Origin of the sequence: Nonomuraea sp. NPDC049400, assembly GCF_044466425.1 — a bacterium.
In the GTDB taxonomy this organism is placed as follows: domain Bacteria; phylum Actinomycetota; class Actinomycetes; order Streptosporangiales; family Streptosporangiaceae; genus Nonomuraea.
Window position 1 is genome coordinate 173,594 of record NZ_JBITMP010000009.1, and the last position, 14,238, is coordinate 187,831.

At 70.0% G+C, this 14,238-nt stretch carries 15 protein-coding genes and 1 tRNA gene; 2 read left to right on the forward strand and 14 right to left on the reverse strand.

Going from position 1 to position 14,238, the window contains the following annotated elements; all coding sequences use genetic code 11:
• Positions 1 to 2: 2 nt before the first annotated feature.
• From ACIBVN_RS16165 to ACIBVN_RS16185, 5 genes are all read right to left on the reverse strand, one after another.
• Positions 3 to 1,193, reverse strand: a complete 1,191-nt coding sequence (locus ACIBVN_RS16165) for a histidine kinase (RefSeq protein ID WP_397136945.1) — start codon at positions 1,191 to 1,193, stop codon at positions 3 to 5.
• Positions 1,190 to 1,912, reverse strand: a complete 723-nt coding sequence (locus ACIBVN_RS16170; RefSeq protein ID WP_397136947.1) for an ABC transporter permease — start codon at positions 1,910 to 1,912, stop codon at positions 1,190 to 1,192. The genes ACIBVN_RS16165 and ACIBVN_RS16170 overlap by 4 nt, the downstream gene beginning before the upstream one ends.
• Positions 1,909 to 2,625: an ABC transporter ATP-binding protein gene (locus ACIBVN_RS16175; protein WP_397136949.1), complete on the reverse strand. Its 717-nt coding sequence runs from the start codon at positions 2,623 to 2,625 to the stop codon at positions 1,909 to 1,911. Before ACIBVN_RS16175 ends, ACIBVN_RS16170 begins: the two co-directional genes overlap by 4 nt.
• Positions 2,626 to 2,682: 57 nt before the next feature.
• Positions 2,683 to 3,111 carry a nucleoside deaminase gene (locus tag ACIBVN_RS16180; RefSeq protein WP_397136950.1) on the reverse strand — a complete coding sequence of 143 codons (429 nt, stop codon included), beginning with the start codon at positions 3,109 to 3,111 and terminating at the stop codon, positions 2,683 to 2,685.
• A gap of 95 nt (positions 3,112 to 3,206) precedes the next feature.
• Positions 3,207 to 4,067, reverse strand: a complete 861-nt coding sequence (locus tag ACIBVN_RS16185; protein WP_397136952.1) for a DUF4429 domain-containing protein — start codon at positions 4,065 to 4,067, stop codon at positions 3,207 to 3,209.
• Between the two features lie 128 nt (positions 4,068 to 4,195).
• Here ACIBVN_RS16185 and ACIBVN_RS16190 point away from each other — a divergent pair, with 128 nt between their 5' ends.
• Positions 4,196 to 4,453 (forward strand): DUF1876 domain-containing protein, encoded by a 258-nt coding sequence (locus ACIBVN_RS16190; RefSeq protein WP_397136954.1) that lies wholly within the window; start codon positions 4,196 to 4,198, stop codon positions 4,451 to 4,453.
• Between the two features lies 1 nt (position 4,454).
• Here the strand turns inward: ACIBVN_RS16190 and ACIBVN_RS16195 are convergent, their stop codons facing one another.
• From ACIBVN_RS16195 to ACIBVN_RS16215, 5 genes are read right to left on the reverse strand one after another with little or no spacing between them, the layout of a single operon-like run.
• The gene (locus tag ACIBVN_RS16195) at positions 4,455 to 5,360 is read right to left on the reverse strand and encodes a dihydrodipicolinate synthase family protein (RefSeq protein ID WP_397136956.1); all 906 of its coding nucleotides are present in this window, start codon (positions 5,358 to 5,360) and stop codon (positions 4,455 to 4,457) included.
• A complete protein-coding gene (locus ACIBVN_RS16200) occupies positions 5,357 to 6,346 on the reverse strand; it encodes an oligopeptide/dipeptide ABC transporter ATP-binding protein (RefSeq protein WP_397136957.1) in 990 nt (329 codons plus the stop codon). Before ACIBVN_RS16200 ends, ACIBVN_RS16195 begins: the two co-directional genes overlap by 4 nt.
• Positions 6,339 to 8,264 (reverse strand): dipeptide/oligopeptide/nickel ABC transporter permease/ATP-binding protein, encoded by a 1,926-nt coding sequence (locus ACIBVN_RS16205; protein WP_397136959.1) that lies wholly within the window; start codon positions 8,262 to 8,264, stop codon positions 6,339 to 6,341. Before ACIBVN_RS16205 ends, ACIBVN_RS16200 begins: the two co-directional genes overlap by 8 nt.
• Entirely contained in the window at positions 8,261 to 9,220 is a 960-nt protein-coding gene (locus ACIBVN_RS16210; protein ID WP_397136961.1) for an ABC transporter permease, read from the reverse strand. Before ACIBVN_RS16210 ends, ACIBVN_RS16205 begins: the two co-directional genes overlap by 4 nt.
• A complete protein-coding gene (locus ACIBVN_RS16215) occupies positions 9,217 to 10,821 on the reverse strand; it encodes an ABC transporter substrate-binding protein (protein WP_397136963.1) in 1,605 nt (534 codons plus the stop codon). The genes ACIBVN_RS16210 and ACIBVN_RS16215 overlap by 4 nt, the downstream gene beginning before the upstream one ends.
• A gap of 134 nt (positions 10,822 to 10,955) precedes the next feature.
• On the opposite strand from ACIBVN_RS16215, the gene ACIBVN_RS16220 reads away from it, so the two are divergent.
• Positions 10,956 to 11,663 (forward strand): FadR/GntR family transcriptional regulator, encoded by a 708-nt coding sequence (locus tag ACIBVN_RS16220; RefSeq protein ID WP_397136964.1) that lies wholly within the window; start codon positions 10,956 to 10,958, stop codon positions 11,661 to 11,663.
• Here ACIBVN_RS16220 and ACIBVN_RS16225 read toward each other — a convergent pair.
• The 4 genes from ACIBVN_RS16225 to ACIBVN_RS16240 all read right to left on the reverse strand — a co-directional run bounded on the left by ACIBVN_RS16225 (position 11,660) and on the right by ACIBVN_RS16240 (position 14,215).
• On the reverse strand, positions 11,660 to 12,247 hold the full coding sequence (locus ACIBVN_RS16225; RefSeq protein WP_397136966.1) for an HD domain-containing protein: 588 nt from the start codon (positions 12,245 to 12,247) through the stop codon (positions 11,660 to 11,662). The two genes, ACIBVN_RS16220 and ACIBVN_RS16225, sit on opposite strands and share 4 nt — an antisense overlap.
• A 296-nt stretch (positions 12,248 to 12,543) precedes the next feature.
• Positions 12,544 to 12,617, reverse strand: a tRNA-Lys gene (locus ACIBVN_RS16230).
• A gap of 41 nt (positions 12,618 to 12,658) precedes the next feature.
• The gene (locus ACIBVN_RS16235; RefSeq protein WP_397136968.1) at positions 12,659 to 13,582 is read right to left on the reverse strand and encodes a nucleoside hydrolase; all 924 of its coding nucleotides are present in this window, start codon (positions 13,580 to 13,582) and stop codon (positions 12,659 to 12,661) included.
• 240 nt (positions 13,583 to 13,822) lie between these two features.
• Positions 13,823 to 14,215 carry an OsmC family protein gene (locus tag ACIBVN_RS16240; RefSeq protein ID WP_344991294.1) on the reverse strand — a complete coding sequence of 131 codons (393 nt, stop codon included), beginning with the start codon at positions 14,213 to 14,215 and terminating at the stop codon, positions 13,823 to 13,825.
• Positions 14,216 to 14,238: the final 23 nt, after the last annotated feature.

The window sequence follows — 14,238 nt, forward strand, 5'->3', positions numbered from 1 at the left end:
GCTCACTCAGCCGGGATGGCGGGGACGGTGGCGGAGACGCCGGTGCCCTCGCCGGGGGCCGATTCGATCTGGAAGTCGCCGGCCAGCCTGGTCACGCGCTGGCGCATCGAGATGAGGCCGAAGCCGCTCGCCTCTGTGGACGGGGCGAAACCGGCCCCGTCGTCACGTACGTCCAGCACCACGACATCTTCCATGTACGACAGGGTGAGGGCAACCCGTCCGGCGGAGGCGTGCTTGGCGACGTTGGCCAGCGCCTCCTGCGCCACCCGCAGCAGGGTGCCCTCCACCTCCGGGTGCAGCGGGCGGGCGTCGCCGGTGACCGACACCGAGGCCGGTACCCCGCTGGACCGCGTCCACTTGCCGGCGACGTCCCGGACGGCGGCGGGGAGCTCCGACCCCGCCAGCGGCGCCGGGCGCAGGGCCCGCACCGAACGGCGTGCCTCCTTCAGGCCGTCCCTGGCCAGGGTGCGGACGGTGTCGAGGCGGGCCCGGGCGGCGACCACGTCATCAAGCTCCTCTTCGGCGGCCTCGACCTGGGTGACGATGGCGGTCAGCCCCTGCGCGATCGTGTCGTGGATCTCCCTGGCCAGGCGCTGCCGCTCATCCAGCACCCCGGCCTCGCGGGCCCGGGTCAGCAGCTGGGCCTGCAGGTTCGCGTTCTCCTCCGCGAGCGCGGCCAGCTTGGCGCCGGTCTCCTGGAGCTGCGCGATCAGCACTTTGCGGCTCTCGTTCTGGTCGGAGATGGTCTGTACGACGAAGCCGATCGCGGAGGCGACCAGCACGGCCACCAGGAACGAGTAGAGCAACTGGCCGGGAGAGCGCCCGGGCTCCGGCCGCACGGAGACCAGCACGCCCGCGGTCGCCATCACCCCGGCGTAGGCCCACCACCGGGGCAGCACCGCGAAGGACTGGATGAACGCCGCGGGCCCGGCCACCGTGAACAGCGAGTCGATGCTGACCAGCGCCCCGATGGCGGCGAGCAGGACGCCGAAGTAGACGACCGCCACCACGGGCCTCCTGACCCACCCAGTGGTGACCATGAGCCAGTGCCAGCCCACCGCGAACAGGGTCAGGGCGAGCGTGTCGAGCCGCCAGTGCTGCAGCAGCGAGGCACCCGCGGGGAGCAGGACGAACAGGTACGGGAGCACGGGCCCGACCCGGTCCCAGCGACTGGGACCGGGTCCTTTGCTCACCAACGGAACGCCTTCACGGCGACGCCGCCGGCGACGAGGCAGATCGCGATCATGATGATCAGCGACATGGGTGACACCGCGTGCCCCTCCCAGCCGTCGCGGATCGCCTGGACGGCGGGGGCCATGGGGGTCAGGTCGCCTATGGCCCGCATCCCGCCGCCCATGGTCTCGCGGGGGATCACGGCGCCGGAGGTGAAGACCATCGGGAAGAACAGGCTCAGTCCGATCACGGTCGCGGTGCGGCCGGAGGGGACGACGGCCCCGAGCAGCAGTCCGACGCCGCTGAGGCTCAGCGCGGCGAGGATCCAGGCGACGACCACCGCGCCTGCGTTCGCGGGAGCCGTCAGGTCGTAGGCGACGAGGCCGATGGCGACCAGCAGCGCCGTGCCGAGCACGGCCAGCAGCATGTGAGCTGCCAGTTGGGCGCCGAACAACATGCCGGGCGAGGCCGGAGTGGCGCGCATCCGCTTGAGCACCCGGCGCTCGCGGTACTGCGCCAGGGTGGCCGGCAGGATGACCAGCGCGGCCAGGCCGATGACGAAGACGCTCAGCATAGGCACGGTGGCGTCCACCGCCGGCAGCCCGCCGGGCAGGGGCTTGCCGCTGCGTAACTTGACCCAGAGCATGATCGCCGGGAAGGCCAGCGCGAAGAACGCCGACATCGGATCCCGCATGATCAGCTTGAGCTCGACCCCGATCACCTGTGTGATGCCTCTCATGCCGCCTGCCCTCCCGTGAGCGTGAAGTATGCGTCCTCCAGCGAATCGGTGCGGCCCTGGGCGATCAGCTCGCCCGGGGTGCCCTGGGTGATGACGCGGCCGTGATCGATGATCGCCAAACGGTCGCACAGCGCCTGGGCCTCGTCCATGAAGTGGGTGACCAGCACGACGGTCACCCCGCGGTCGCGGATGCCGCGGATCAGTCCCCACGTGGTGCGGCGGGCGGAGGGGTCGAGACCGGTGGTGAGCTCGTCGAGGAAGACGACCTCAGGGTCGCCGACCAGGGCCAGCGCGATGAACAGGCGCTGCTTCCAGCCGCCCGACAGGCTCGAGAAGCCGGCGCGCCGCCGGTCCGCCAGCCCCCACTCCTCCATGAGCGCCCGCCAGTCGGCGGGCTTGTCGTAGAAGGAGGCGTACAGCTTCAGCGCCTCACCGACCTTGATCGCGTCCGGCAGGGCCGCCTCCTGCAGCTGGACGCCGATGCGCGGGAGCAGCCGGCGCCGGTCGGTCCGCGGGTCGAGGCCCAGCACGCGCAGGACGCCGCCGTCTCGCTCCCTCAGGCCCGACGCGCACTCCACGGTCGTGGTCTTGCCCGCGCCGTTGGGGCCGGCGATGCCGAAGATCTCGCCCTGCTCCACCCTGAGCGAGACGCCGTTCAGGACCTTGTCGCCTCGGTAGCTCTTGGTCATGCCCTCGATCTCGATGACTGTCATGTATTGAGGGTCATCCGCGGCCGAGACTTGCAACATCCTCCGAACGGTTGATGGGGGTCAGTCGTAGTAGCCCTCCACCGGCACACGCGCCTCCTCGTACAGGGCCGGGCCTTCGGCGGGCGGTTCGACGAAGGCGCTGCCCGGCGGCTTGAGGCCGTCGAGTTGCTCCCCGGACAGCGCGTAGACCACGCGCCCCAGGCCCGAGCGGGCGATCGCCCCCGTGCACATCCCGCACGGCTGGCAGCTCGTGTACATCGTGGTCGTGGCCGCAGCGGCCGGGTCGAGCTCGCGGGCGGCCCAGCGGGCCAGCTTCAGCTCCGGGTGCGCGGTGATGTCGCGGTCGGTGAGGGAGGAGTTGCGCTCCTCGGCCAGGACCGTGCCGTCCGAGGTCGCCAGCAGGGAGCCGAACGGCGGGTTGCCGCCCGCACGGGCCTCCGCGGCCAGCTCGATGGCGCGGCGCAGGAGTCTCTCTTCGTCGCGGGTCACGCTCGCTCCTCAGGTCATGGGTCTCTGCGCCCATTGTCCATCGGCGAGTGACGCCCCCGGCGCTCAGGCTCTCAGGCGCTCAGGCGGTGAGGCGCTCAGGACTCCTGGAGCCGGCGGATCATGGCCTGTTTGGCCGCCGCGAACTCCTCGTCGGTCAGCACGCCCGACCGGTGCAGCTCACCGAGCTCCGCCAGCCGGCGCAGGACCGCGTCGTGCACGTCGTCGGAGACGGGCGGCGGCGGGGGAGGCGGCAGCTCGGCCACCCGTGGCAGGCGGGCCAGCACCGCCGCGGCGACCAGGGCGGTGGCGCCGCCGTACCGCTGGATGCCCCACGAGACGCAGCGGAGATCCTTCTGCGGCGACAGCGCGGGCCCGTCGCTCTTGAGGCGGAAGCGGAGCGTGCCGTAGCCCATGCCGGACTGCGGCTTCCACTCCACCCCGGCCACGTCCGACAGCGGGAACTCCTGCGGCCCCGCCTTCTCCTTCTCCGAGCTGGCGAACCCGGTCCACTCCAGGCGCACCCGCTCCCCGTCGAAGAGCGCCGTGCCGTCTCCCGCCGTGGCCGAGATGGGCACGGCGGGCCCCGGCAGGAGGTAGTCCTCGCAGGCTGCGGTGGGGGTCTGGTAGACGAGCAGGGTGTCGCGGACCTCGTCGGCGAAGTATTCGGCCGCGCCCGCGCGGCTCTTCGGCACGGCCAGCCGGTACGGGTCGGCGGGCGGCCCGAGCAGCCCCGCCACCGCGTCCGACAGCGGGTCGGCCCCCTTGCGCAGCCGCAGCCGCGCGTGGCCGCCCTTGCGTGCCGGCTCGAACGCCACGCTCGCGATCGCCTCGAGCGGGACTATCACCTCGCCCAGCGTCCTGCGCAGCTCGTGCACGTCCTTGTCGCTGCCGGGGACGATGCGCAGGAACTCGCCGTTGAACGTCCACGAGCCGTCGGCGACGGCGATCTCAGCCATGTTCCAAGTCTCCACGATCGGCCACGGGTGCCGCGCAGCAAATCCTCCCCATGAGGGTCATATCAGGGCCCTGACCTTTACCTTTGGGCTCGTAAGAGAGATCCTCGAAGATAGGGAGGTGGTCCTCCATGGAGTACAAGCAGTGGAATGTACAGATCTGGATCAGTGAAGACGACAGCGACGCGGTGACCACGGCCACGGCGGTGCTGTTCACGGCTGACGGCAAACGGCACGAGAGCGTGGCCCACGCCCGGCGCAATCCCAGCGACCGGCCAGTCCCCGGGATCGGGGACGAGCTGGCCGCCGGGCGGGCGCTGTCCAACCTGGCCTCGAAGTTGATCGAGGACGGTGCCGAGGACGTGGCCCAGCTGGCCGGTACGGCTTAGCTCAGAGCAGCCCGGCGGCTGCCAGGAGCTTGCCGATCCGGCCGACCTCGTCGTCGTTCAATGGAATCTGCGGGAGCGCGGTGATCGGGCAGTCGATGACGCCGCGTAGGTGAAGTGCGGCCTTGAAAGCGCCGAGGCCGGACGAGCTGCCGCCCATGCGCGGGCCACCGACGCGGACTATCTCGAACAGCCTGACCAGGCGCTCCTGCTCCATCCTGGCCGCTTCCCAGTCACCGCGTACGGCGCAGCGGTACAGCTCCACGTACCCCTGCGGGTCCACGTTGCCCAGCCCGGGCACCACGCCGTCGGCCCCCATCCACAGGGCCGAGTCCACGGTCACCTCGGACCCGGTGAGCACGCTGAACGGCGCCTCACGGCCCATGATGACCTGGCGCAAACCGCCGTCGTCGCCGCTGGAGTCCTTCACCCCGGCCAGCGCCCCCTCGGCCGCCAGCTCGAGCAGCAGGTCGGCACTCAGCTTGGTGTGCACGGAAACCGGCAGGTCATAGGCGTAGACCGGCAGCCCGCCGCGCGCGGCGACGGTACGGAAATGGGTGCGGATCTCCTCCGGATGCGTACGCGTGTAGAACGGCGCGGTCGCCACCACTCCCGACGCCCCGGCCTCGACCGCGACCCGCACGTGCTCCAGCACGCGCGGCGTCGTCATGTCGATCACCCCGGCCAGCACCGGCACCTGCCCGCCAACGTGGCCTACCACGGTGTCCAGCACCACCCGCCGCTGCGCGTCCGTCAGGTACGCCACCTCCGACGACGAGCCCAGCACGAACAGCGCGTCGACACCGCCGTCCAGCAGGTGGTCGACCAGCCGGACGAGCGAGCCGGCGTCCACCTCGTAGTCAGGGGTCAAAGGGGTGCACACCGGAGGGATGACGCCGGACAAACTCATACACGCTCCTGGATCAGCTCAAGATCGGTCGCTCCCGCCGCCACCGGGTGGTGGCAGTGGAAGAGGTGGTGGTCTTCGACCTGTGCCGCGGGCCAGTCCGCGGCACACAGGTCATCTGCCCGCCAGCACCGGGTGCGGAACGGGCACCCGCTCGGCGGCCTGGTGGCCGAGGGCACGGCGCCCACGAGCGGGATCGGGTTGATGGGCGAGATCAGTCCCGGGGTCGCGGAGAAGAGCGCACGCGTGTACGGGTGGCGGGCGCCCAGCGGCATGGCCTGCGCGGGCGCCTGCTCGACGATCCTGCCCAGGTACATGGTGACCACGCGGTCGCTCATCCTGCGTACGGTCTGGATGTCGTGCGAGACGAACACCAGCGCGAGCCCGAGCCGTTCCTTGAGGTCGAGCAGCAGGTTGAGTATCTGGGCGCGGACGGACACGTCGAGCGCGCTGGTGGGCTCGTCGGCCACGACCAGCTCCGGCTCGAGCGCGAGCGCCCTGGCCACGGCCACGCGCTGGCGCTGCCCGCCGGAGAGCTGGCTCGGCAGCGCGTCGGCGACGCTGGCGGGCAGGCCCACCAGGTCGAGCAGCTCGCGTACGCGGGCGTCGCGCTCGGCCGGGGTGCCGCGGCGGTGCACGTTGAGCGGGTCGCGCAGGATCTGCCTGACGGGCAGGCGGCGGTTGAGCGCCGTGGACGGGTCCTGGAAGATCATCCCGACGCTCGACCCGACCGTGGCGCGCCGCTCGGCCTCCTTGAGCGACCACAGGTCCTTGCCGCGGAACATCACGGTGCCCTGGGTGGGTCGCTGCAGGCCGACCAGCACCTTGGCCAGCGTGGACTTGCCGCACCCCGACTCCCCCACGACCCCGACCGTCTCGCCGGGGCTCACCGTGAGGTCCGCCGCGGTCAGCGCGTAGACGCGGTCGCGGGAGAGCAGGCCGCCCGAGCGGGCCTTGTGCACGACGTGCACGTCCTTGAGCTCAAGCACGCTGCTCACTCCTCATGAGAGCAGGATGGTGGCAGGCCACCGCATGGATCTTGTCCCCCTCCAGCACCGGTGTCTCGGTACGGCACACGTCCGTGGCCATCGGGCACCGGTCGGCGAACCGGCAGCCGGGCGGGAAGTCCGCCGGGGCGGGCACGACGCCGCGGATCTGGGTGAGCCGCTCGGCGCCCGACTCCAGCGACAGCACCGAGCCCAGCAGGCCGCGGGCGTAGTGGTGGGCGGGCGCCCCGACGAGGGTCGCCGTGGCGCCGGTCTCGACGATCTGGCCGCCGTACATGACGACCACGCGGTCGGTGACGTCGGCGACCAGCGCGAGGTCGTGCGAGACGAGGATCAGCGCGAACCCCAGCTCCTCGCGCAGCTTCAGCAGCAGCTCGATGACCTGCGCCTGGACGGTCACGTCGAGCGCGGTCGTGGGCTCGTCGGCGACGATCAGCTTCGGCTCCCGCGACAGCGCCATCGCGATCAGCACCCGTTGCCGCTGCCCGCCGGACAGCTCGTGCGGGTAGGAGGACAGGGTGCGGCGGGCGTCGAGGCCGACGAGTTCGAGCAGCTCGGCGGGGGTGCGCCGGCCGCCGCGGCGGGTCAGCTGCTTGAGCTGGGCCTTGATGGTCATGGCCGGGTTCAGGGAGGAGAGCGCGTCCTGATAGATCATCGCCATCTCGTGGCCGAGCAGGCGGCGGCGGGCGCGGCGCGACTCCGAGAGCAGCTCCCGCTGGTCGAAGCGGACGTGGCCGCTGACGCGGGCGTTGCGCGGCTGCAGGCCCATGATGGTCAGCGCGGTCAGCGACTTGCCGCAGCCGGACTCGCCCACCAGGCCGAGCACCTCGCCCGGATGCACCTCGAACCCGATGCCGTCCACGATGTCCACACCGTCCGCGAACCCGATCCGCAGCCGCTCCACCGAGAGGATCGGCTGCCCCTGCGGGAGCGGGCGGGCGCGCTCGGCCAGCCTGCGGGCGGCCTCGGCCAGCCCCGGCAGCTCGACGACCTCGCCGGACCCGGGAGTGGCCTGTTCGAAGGCGTCGTCCTTCTTGGTGACGGCCTTGCGGGCGGCGGGGGCGGCCCAGGCGTCGGAGATGCCCTCGGAGAGGATGTTGAGGGCGAGCACGGTGAGCAGGATCATCAGACCCGGGAAGACCGTGGCCCACCAGCCGCCGAGCAGCACCATGTTCTTGCCGTCGGCGATGACGCTGCCCCATGAGGGGTTCGGCGGTCGCACGCCGGCGCCGATGAACGACAGCGACGCCTCGAACACGATCGCGTCGGCCACCATCACCGTGCAGAACACCAGCACGGGCGCGGCGCAGTTGATCGCGACGTGCTTGACGACGATGTACGGCGTGCGCGCCCCGATGATCCGCTCGGCCGCCACGTAGTCCTCGCCGTACTGGGCGATCACGTTGGCCCGCACGACCCTGGCCACGGACGGCATGTAGAGGAAGGCCATGGCCATGACCAGCACCGGAATGCTGCCGCCGAACACCGCCACCAGCACGGCGGCCAGCGCGATGCCGGGGAAGGCCATGACGACGTCGAGCAGCCGCATGATGGTCTCGTCCACGGCTTTGCGCGAGGTGGCCGCGACCGCGCCGACGACCGCCCCGGCCACCAGGGCGAGCCCGGTCGCGCCGAGGCCGATGATCAGCGACCAGCGGGACCCGTACAGGAGTCTGGACAGGATGTCGCGGTTGGCGCTGTCGAGCCCCATCCAGTGCGCGGCCGACGGGCCACCGCCCGTGGCCTCCTGGAAGTACGGCGAGTGCGGCGCGATCCACGGCGCGAGCAGCGCGGCCAGCACGACCACGGCGACGATGCCGACCGCCACCCACGACAGGGGCTTCAGCCGGCGGAAGCCGACGCCCGGCCGGGAGAGCCGTTCCGTCAGTCCACGTCTCATGTGGCGCTCCTGAGGCGAGGGTTGACCAGCAGGTAGAGGATGTCCACGACCAGGTTGACGACCATGAAGCCGACCGCGATGGTCAGCACCACGCCCTGGACGACGGCCGGGTCGCCGTCGCGCACGGCGTTGATCATGAGCTGGCCCATGCCGGGCAGGCCGTAGATGGTCTCGATGACCACGGTGCCGCCGATCAGGTAGCCGATGCGCAGGCCGAGCACGGTCAGCGGGGTGATCAGCGCGTTGCGCAGCACGTTCCTGCCGACGACCACGATCGGCGGCAGGCCGCTGCCGATCGCGGTACGCACGTAGTCGCGGTCCAGCTCCTCCACCATCGACGTGCGGATGATGCGGGTGAGCTGGGCGGCGATCGGCAACGACAGCGACAGTGCCGGCAGCGTCATCGACTGCAGCCAGCCCGCCGTGGAGTCGGCCGGGTTGATGTAGCCGCCGGTCGGGAAGAGTCCCTCGCCGACGGCGAGGTACTGGATCATCAGCAGCGCCAGCCAGAACGACGGCGCGGCCACCCCGACCAGCGACACCACGCGGATCACCTGGTCCGGCCAGCGGTCGCGGTACAGCGCCGCGGTGACGCCGAACACCAGCGACAGCACCACGGCGACGGCCAGGCCCAGGAACGTGAGCTGCAACGTCAGCGGCAGCGCGGTCGTGATGGACTCCAGCACCGGCTTCTTGGTGAGCACACTGGTGCCCATGTCGCCCTGGGCCAGTTCCGTGACGAAGCGCACGTACCGCAGGGGCAGCGGGTCCAGCAGGCCGTTCTCGAGCTGGAACTGGTGGATCTGCTCGGGGGTCGGGTTCGCGCCCTGGAAGTACGCGTACTCCGGCTTGCTGTTGGAGAAGCGCATCACGATGAAGACGAACGCGACCACGCCGAGCAGCAGCGGGATCAGCATGAGGAGCCGCCGCAGCAGCATCCTGGCGACGAGCGTCATGTCCTCTTGGCCTGCAGCAGGTTGATGCCGGGGTACGGCTGGGCGCGGATGCCGGACAGCTTCTTCGGGTCCCAGGCGGTCATCAGCTCGTTGTGGACGACGGGGTAGAGGATCGCCTGCTCAGCCACAAAGTCCAGATATTTGTGGATCAGCTCGGTCTTCTTGGCCTTGTCGGTCTCCTTGCTGGCCTCGTCCATCATCGCGAACAACTTCTTGGCGTCCGCGCTGCCGTCCCAGTGGCTGTACTTCATCCACAGGCCGCCGGGCACGTAGTTGTAGTGCAGGATGAGGTCGGCGTCCATGCCGAACTGGTTGGGGTTCGAGGCGGCGGCGACCACCTGGTAGTCCTGGAACTGGTCCATCTTGGCGAACAGCGCGGCCGTGTCCTGCGGCTCCAGCGTGGTCTTGATCCCGACGGCCTCCCACGAGGCGGCGATGGTCGGCAGGCAGTCCGCGATCCAGCTCACGTTCACGGCCATGAGGTTGATCGTGAGGTTCTTCACCCCGGCCTCCGCCAGCAGCGCCTTGGCCTTCTCCGGGTCGTAGTCGTACACGACCGAGGCCCGCTTGTAGTCGGGGTTGCCCTCGTTGAGGAAGGAGCTGGAGGCGGTGCCGTGGCCCTTGAGCGCCACGTCGATCATCTTCTGCTTGTCGATCGCGTAGTGCAGCGCCTGGCGCACCCGTACGTCGTCGAAGGGCTTGGCGCCGGTGTTGAACATCAGGAACATGTGGTTCATGCCCTTGCCGCCCTCGACGGTCAGCCCCTGCTTCTTGAGCTGGTCGACGTTGGCGTACGGGATGTTGTCGGCGATCTGCGCCTCTGCCGAGCCGCCGGAGATCTTGGCCACGCGGGCGGCGGCGTCCACGATCGTCAGCCAGTTCATCTTCTTGGCCGTGGCCGGGCGGGGGCCGTTGTAGCCGTCGAACGCCTCGAAGGAGGTGTTGGACTTGGGGTTGTGCGCGGTCTGCTTGTACGGTCCCGAGCCCATCGTCATGCCGCTCTTGGCCTTGTCCCACGCGCCCGGCTGGCTGAAGACGTGCTTCGGCATGATCTTGGCGATGGTCAGCCTGGGCGCGGCGTCGGGGAAGGGGAACTTGAAGACCAGCTCGACGTTCCTGTCGTCGACCTTCTTCACTTCCTTGAGCCAGGACTTGAAGAAGTTGCCGGCCAGCACGTTGTCGGGGCCCAGGATCCGCTCGAAGGTGAAGATGACGTCGTCGGCGGTGACCGGCTGGCCGTCGTGCCACTTGGCGCCGTCCCTGAGGGTGAACTTCCAGGACGTCGCGTTCAGGTCGGCGGGCACGGCGGTCGCGAGCGCCGGGTACGGCTCGCGCGTGATCGGGTCGGTGTCGAGCAGCCCCTCGTAGATGTGGTTGATCCCGGCCATCGCGAACGCCGACGCGGTCTGCGTCGGGTCCCAGCTCTGGTCGTTGCCGTACCCGATGACGGCGGTGATCAGGTCCTTGTTGGATCCGGCGCCGACCGAGCCGGTCGAGGCCGGGCCTCCGGAACAGGCGGAGAGTGTGGCCGCGATGAACGCCGCCGCACCCGTCGCTCCGCTGTAACGCAGGAAGTCGCGGCGGCTGAACTCAGAGCTCACGGAATCCTCCTGGGAGATATAGTACATGGGACATCCCATGTCCTATCTTTTGCGTAAAGTGGACGCTAAACGCAGCCCCTGCTTGAGGTCAACAGAAGATTTCAGGATTGTTACCTACGACGAAAGGATCTTCCATGACCGCTGTCCCGCGTCCGGCGCGGCAAAGCCGTGCCGTCGAGGCCCAGGAGGGCGTCAAGGACCTGATCGTCCAGCGCGGGCTGGTGGCCGGCGATCCGCTGCCCACAGAGTCGGAGCTCATGGAGGAGCTGCGGGTCAGCCGCAACTCGATCAGGGAGGCGCTCAAGGCCCTGCAGGCGGTCGGCATCGTGGAGATCCGCCACGGGTTCGGCATGTTCGTGGGCCGGATGTCGCTGGCGGGGCTGGTGGACGAGCTGGCCTTCCACAGCCGCATCACGCTGCAGAACGGCAAGAACCACCTGGCGCACCTCGTCGAGATCCGCGAGATCCTGGAGTCCGGCCTCGTGGAGCGCCTCATCGAGCTGGGGCCAGAGGCCGACCTGACGCCGGTCGCCGACGTCATCGCCAGGATGGAGTCCGAGGCGCAGGCCGGCCCCGTCTCTCCCGAGACCGACCGCCTCTTCCACGACCTCCTCTACCGGCCGCTCGGCAACCCCCTGGTGAGCCAGCTCCTTGGCGCGTTCTGGGACGTGTACTACCAGCTCCGCGACGAGCTGGGAGCGCCGGACGAGCCGCCGGGCGACGTGGTCAGGCGCCATCGCGACATCTACACGGCCGTCCTGAGAGGCGACCGGGCCGCCGCCGTGGCCGCCGTGCACGCCCATTTCCAGGGCGTACGCAACCGCGTGGCCAGGATCGGCTAGTAGGCGGACAGGCGCTCCACGCGGGGATGCCAGCGCCTGCGCCACTCGCCGTACCAGGTGGCGAACCAGGGATGGGCGCCGGCCAGCGGCATGATGTAGGCCACGGTCTCCAGGTAGTAGCGCCGCTGGAACCGCCACGGCATCCGCTGCAGCTCCTGCACGTTGCTCACCCGGTCGGCCAGCTTCACGAGCACGGCCTGGGGCGGCGCCTTGACGAGAGAGCCCAGGTAGTCGGCCTTCGCGATGCCCTGGGGCTTGGTCACCCACCTCACGAGCTCCGCCACGCGCGGGCCGAACCGCCGTACGATCTCCGCCTGCTTGCACGGCGTGTCCTCCAGCACGTCGTGCAGCACGATCGCCACCAGCACGTCCCTGTCGCTCACCCCGGCGCCGGCCACGGCCACCTCAAGCGCCTCCAGCAGATGCTCGACGTACGGGCGCCCGGTGGGCCGCTGCTGCACGCCATGCTTGTCGCGGGCGAAGGCCACCGCGGCGCGCAGGACTCCCACGGTCTCCGGCGCAAGCGCCCTGTTCAGCGGTCCTTCCGCCTGTGCCCAGGACGGCCAGCTCGTGAATGTCTCCATCCCGCTCCTCTCACCCCGCGTGTCCTAGGGCGAGGATATGGCGGAGATCGCCGGGCAGGCCGGTCCGATCGAGAGATCAGCAGAGTTGGCCCGCAGGTCCCCGGCACGATCGGCGGTCACATCGTCAGCGTGACGGGTCATGGTTGTCGAGGAGGAGGACGCGGGCGGTGGAGCGCATGATCGGCTCGGGCACAACGGTGAGCCTACGTCCGGCGCGAGGGCCGGGGCCCTGGTCACTCCGGAGGCCCGACGAAGAAAGCCCCAGCTCGGAAATATCGAACTGGGGCTTCTCGCGGTGCGCCGCCAGGGACTCGAACCCCGGACCCGCTGATTAAGAGTCAGCTGCTCTGACCAACTGAGCTAGCGGCGCAACAGATGTAACTGTATCAGCCGCCGAGCACTGCCCGCACATCATCCGAGCCGCCCCGCCAACCCCTCATACGCCCCCAGAACCAGCTCCCAGAACCCCTTCACGTCCATCGAGGTAGCCACGAGCGCGTTCGTGTCCTGGGAGGTCACCTTGAAGTCCGTCACGGTCATCCCCCGCGTGTAACGCCCGGCCGTCTCCACGTTCACCATGGCCGGCACGCACGTGAAGAGAGAGGGATCCAGCACGTACGCCACCGCACAAGCGTCGTGGATGGCCGGGCCGCCGTCGGCCGTCACCACCCCGTAGAACTGCGCGGCGGGCACCAGCAGCTCGGCCAGCTTCCCCAGGGGACGCATCCGGTCGAGCACGTCCGCGGTCACCATGGCGGTCAGCGTCACGTCCAGGCCCAGCATCTTCACCGTCCACCCGGCGTCGAAGACGATGGCGGCCGCCTCGGGGTCGGCCAGCATGTTGAACTCGGCGGCCGGATTGTGGTTGCCACGCGTGAACGAGCCACCCATGATGACCAGGTCGCGGGCCCACTCCACGACGCGGGGCTCGCGGCGTACGGCGAGGGCGATGTTGGTCAGCGGTCCCACGGCCACCAGCGTGATCTCGCCCGGGGCGGCCTTCAGGGTGTCCACGATGAAGTCGACCGCGTGCCCGTCCGACGGGCCCCGGCTCGGCGCCGGCAGGACCACGCCGCCCAGGCCCGTGGTCCCGTGCACGCGGGCGGCGCGCACCGTCTCGCGCAGCAGGGCGCCGGCGCTGCCCGGCGTCACCGGGACATCGCCGAGCTCCAGGAACTCTCTCAGGGCCAGCGCGTTCGCCGTGGTCAGGGGGAGGTCGACGTTGCCACCCACCGTGGTGACGCCCACCACGTCGAGGGAAGGGGAGCCGGCCACCAGGGCCAGGGCGAGCGCGTCGTCGATGCCGGGGTCGCAGTCAATGAGAACCTTCTTCACGGAACCGGAGGATACGCATAGATCGGGCCGGGCAGTTCCCCCAAAGCTGCCCGGCCCGATCGGCGGCGGTCCAGGCCGGCATCTTCCCCCAAAAACGCCGGCGGTCCCGCACTTAGCGAACCGCGGTCCCCCTCCGCGTCCGCTTCGGTGAAGGTTCGCTGGTCTCTTGACCTGCTACAACGCTACCGAGACGAATGCAACGGTCGCGTCATGACGGGGTCGAATATCTGTTTTATCCGACTAGGGAACCTCCAGCCGAACCTCTGTGCCTTCCTGCAACGATCTGCTCACCGTGCAGTACTTCTCGTGCACCCGCTCCGCGACCGCCCTGAAGACCTCCCCGGCCTCCTCCGAGGGCAGCTCCACCTCGTACGTGACGGTGACCGGACCGAGCTTGCTCGGCTCGACCTTCTCCGCCTGCACCGTCATCGCCAGGCGCACCAGGCGGTGGCCGCGCTTGGCGGTGAGCGGCTCGACGGTCACGATGTTGCATCCGCCCACCGCCGCCAGCAGCAACTCCACGGGGGTGAACACCCCGTCCTCGTCCCCGCCGCCCATCCGCACCTCGGCGCCGCGGGCGTTCGTGGCCCGGAATCCGCCGTCCTCTGTTCGCTCAACACGCACGTTAGCCATGTTTCAGACCTTACTCAGGAACC